Here is a 3,490-nt window from a genome sequence, read left to right as displayed (position 1 = left end):
CCGCGGGCGAGGCGGGCGCGATCGTCGCTGCGCTCAACGACCTGGCTTATAATCTCGACCAGCAGGGGCGGGGTGCGGCGGCGGAGGCATTGCTGCGCCAAGCACTGGCGGTGCGGGCGGCGACCCTGCCGCCGGGGCATCCAGACCTGGCGCGCGCCTATGCCAATCTGGCGGCCAATCTGGAGCGCCGCGGGCAGGTCGAGGCGGCGGCAGCGCTGCGCGCGCGGGCGGCGGCGATCCGGGGCGCCGGGCCGCGATAGCCCCCATTCTTTGGTTTGCGCCGGGCGCGCCGCCGCAGGATAAGCGGGGCATGCATCATGCCCTTCGCTGCCATCCCGACACGCCGGCGCGCCGCGTCGATCAGGTCCATGTTTCGCTTGCGCTGGATGCAGGCATCGTGTCGCTGGTCTGGCGGATCGCGCCCGCCACCAGCGTCGCCATGCCTGCCCCCGCCCCGGCAGTGCGCACCGACGGCCTGTGGCAGCGAACTTGTGTCGAGTTGTTCGCGGCGCCGGCCGGGGCGGCGGGCTATGTCGAGTTCAATTTGGCGCCGAGCGGTGCCTGGGCGGCCTATCGCTTCGATGGCTATCGCGCGGGCATGGCGCCGCTGGACCTGCGTGCTGATCCGGCGATTGCGACCACGATCGCCGACGATGCGCTGCTCCTGACCGCGCGGCTGGCGCTGGATGCGCTGCCCCCCGGGCCGGTCAATTTGGGGCTGTCCGCGGTGATCGAGGAGGTTGATGGCACCAAATCCTATTGGGCGCTGGCGCATGCGGGGGAGAAGCCGGACTTTCACCATCCGGATGGGTTCGTGCTGGAGCTGCCCGCCAAAGCATAATCGTGACGACGACGGATCGTTGAAAAAACAAACCATCTGTCTGCCGCCCGAATAGTTTCGTCGCATAACTGTTATTGACATGAACAATTTCAGATGTGAGTAATATCGCACCGACGATCGCCAAGAATCGCGGGTGACAGGGGAGTGTGACGATGGGCCGAGGGACTTCGCGCGCACAGGGTTGTGCAGCATCCAGCATCGCCGCGATTGCGGCATTTCTGAGCTTTACCGCAGCCGCGCCGGCACTGGCGCAGGACAGCGGCGAACAGGCAACTCCGGCGGCGGAGGGCGAAATCCTCGTCACCGCGCGGCGGCGCGAGGAGAGCCTGCAGGATACGCCGGTCGCGATCTCCGCATTCAGCGCCGAGACGCTGCAGGAGCGCCAGATCACCCAGACGCAGGATCTGGAGCGGATCACGCCAAGCCTGCAGTTCAAGCCCGCCGGCCAGCTGTCGGGCAACAGCGCATCGTCGGTGGTCTTCATCCGCGGCGTGGGTCAGGTCGATCCGACTGCGGCGGTCGATCCGGGCGTCGGCGTCTATCTCGATGAAGTCTATCTCGGTCGTGCCGTGGGCGGGGCGATCGATTTCGGCGATATCGCGGGCGTCGAAGTGCTGCGCGGGCCGCAGGGGACGCTGTTCGGGCGCAATACGATCGGCGGCGCGATCCTCGTCCGCACGCAGCAGCCCAAGCTGGGCGAATTCAGCGGCCGGGCGCGCGTGCGTGGCGGCAGCGAGAATCTGATCGAAGGCTTCGGCGTCGTCAACGTGCCGCTGGGCGAGACCGCGGCGGCGCGCGTGTCGGGGGGCTTTCGCAAGCGCGATGGCTATGTGATCCGGGTCGTCGACGGGCTGGATCTGGGCAATGAGAACCGCTTCTCGCTCGCCGCGTCATTGCTGTGGGAGCCGTCGAGCGACTTCGACCTGTTCCTGCGCGCCGATTACAGCAAGCAGGACGAGAATGGCGCGCCGTTCACCTTTGCCGGGATCAACGAACAGGCGCCGGTCGCGGCGATCGCCAGCGTTGCTGCGGGCTGCCCCGGCGCGACGATCCCGTTCGCGCCGCTGGTGGCGGGCGATCCGCGTTTCGGCGCACCCAATGTGCCGATGATCAACGACATTCGCTGCGCCAATGACCTGCAGGCGCGCGGGCCGTTCGTGAATGGCGGTACTGCGCCGGTCGAGAGCAATTCGGAAGTGTGGGGGATCGGCGCGACCGCCAATATCCGCCTGACCGATGTCGCGTCGGTCAAGCTGATCACATCGTATCGCGAGACCGAATCGCGCGGTATCCGCGACGGCGACAACACGCCGCTGCTGCTGATCACAACCGATGTCGCAGCGCAGTCGGCGCAGTTCAGTCAGGAAGTCCAGCTGCAGCTCGACTTCGGGTCGGTCAACGCGATCATCGGCGGCTATTATTTCAACGAAGTCACCGACGAGCGCGCGACCGTGCCGCTCGCCTTCCCGCCCTCGCCGCCGGTGATCGGGTCGCTGCTCGCTGGCGGGCCGGGATCGCGCGACCTTCAGGTCTCGCGGCTCAAGACCGATTCAGTCGCGGTATTCGGCGAGCTGGCGTGGAACGTGACCGACGCGCTCGAGATCAGCGGTGGTCTGCGCTACACCAGCGACCGCAAACATTATCGCGGGACGGTGCTGAACCTGTTCCCGGCGACCCAGCCCGATCCCAACCCGTTGCCGACGCTGGCGACCAGCCAGGGCGGGCCGCTGTTCATCTTCAACCGCCCGTTCAAGCAGGATTTCGCCGCGCTGACCGGCTCTGCGAGCATCCAGTATCGCTGGAACGATGCGATCAGCACCTATGCCTCCTATGCCAAGAGCTTCAAGTCGGGCGGCTACAACACGCGCTATAACGCCGCGCCGGCGGGCAATCTGCCGGTGCCGTTCGCGGAGGAGAACGTCACCAGTTACGAGGTCGGGGCGAAGACCAATATCGGGCGACTGCGCCTGAACCTTGCCGCGTTCCAGGCGGAGTATCAGGATATTCAGCTGATCTTCCGCCAGGGCGTGGTGCCGCTGCTGTTCAACGCAGGCGAGGCGCGCATTCGCGGGCTGGAGGCCGAAGCGAGCCTGCGCACCAGCTGGGGCCTGACCTTTGACGGTGGCATCAGCATCCTCGACGACAAGATCAAGAGCGTGACGCCGGTGCCGGGCGCGACCGCGACGGTGACGCCGAATGATGACTTGCCGTTCACCCCGGACATGCAGGCCAATTTCGGCATCAGCTATGCGATCCCGCTGGGCGGCGACATGACGCTGACGCCGCGCGTCGATGGCAGCTACCAGTCCAAGATCACCTTCATCACCGGCAGCATCCCGCTGATCGAGGAGAATGGCTATTTCGTCGGCAACGTGTCGGCGACGCTGAAGCTCGGCAACGGGATCGAGGTGAGCGGCGGCGTCAACAACGTGCTGAACGAGCAATATCTGATCCAGGGCAACGCGTCGCTGGCGACGCTGGGTTACGCCGAGCGGATCTTTGCCCGCCCGCGCAGCTGGTATGTGCAGGTGGCGGCTTCGTTCTGATCGACCAAGGGGAGGCCCGCCTGGGCTTCCCCGCGGTCTGACGCGACAGGGCCGCACGCTACCATATCGTCACCCCGGCCTCCGTGCCGGGGTCCACCGTGCG

At 66.6% G+C, this 3,490-nt stretch carries 3 protein-coding genes; all 3 read left to right on the top strand.

The genetic code is table 11. From position 1 onward, the window contains the following. A partial coding sequence (locus tag AX681_RS12140) for a tetratricopeptide repeat protein (RefSeq protein ID WP_156456089.1) occupies positions 1 to 260 on the top strand: 260 nt, incomplete at its 5' end. Positions 261 to 310: 50 nt separating this feature from the next. Beyond that, positions 311 to 841, top strand: a complete 531-nt coding sequence (locus AX681_RS12135) for a DOMON-like domain-containing protein (RefSeq protein ID WP_066660353.1) — start codon at positions 311 to 313, stop codon at positions 839 to 841. A 152-nt stretch (positions 842 to 993) separates the two neighbouring features. Next, entirely contained in the window at positions 994 to 3,387 is a 2,394-nt protein-coding gene (locus AX681_RS12130) for a TonB-dependent receptor (RefSeq protein WP_066660356.1), read from the top strand. Positions 3,388 to 3,490: the final 103 nt, after the last annotated feature.

This window comes from Sphingomonas sp. CCH9-E2 (assembly GCF_001557215.1).
Taxonomy (GTDB): Bacteria; Pseudomonadota; Alphaproteobacteria; order Sphingomonadales; family Sphingomonadaceae; genus Sphingomonas.
This window is presented reverse-complemented; position numbering and strand designations above follow the sequence as displayed.

Bases quoted from the DNA above. Each gene is read 5' to 3' on its own strand.
- AX681_RS12135 (WP_066660353.1), top strand. From the start codon at position 311: ATGCATCATGCCCTTCGCTGCCATCCCGACACGCCGGCGCGCCGCGTC.
- AX681_RS12130 (WP_066660356.1), top strand. From the start codon at position 994: ATGGGCCGAGGGACTTCGCGCGCACAGGGTTGTGCAGCATCCAGCATC.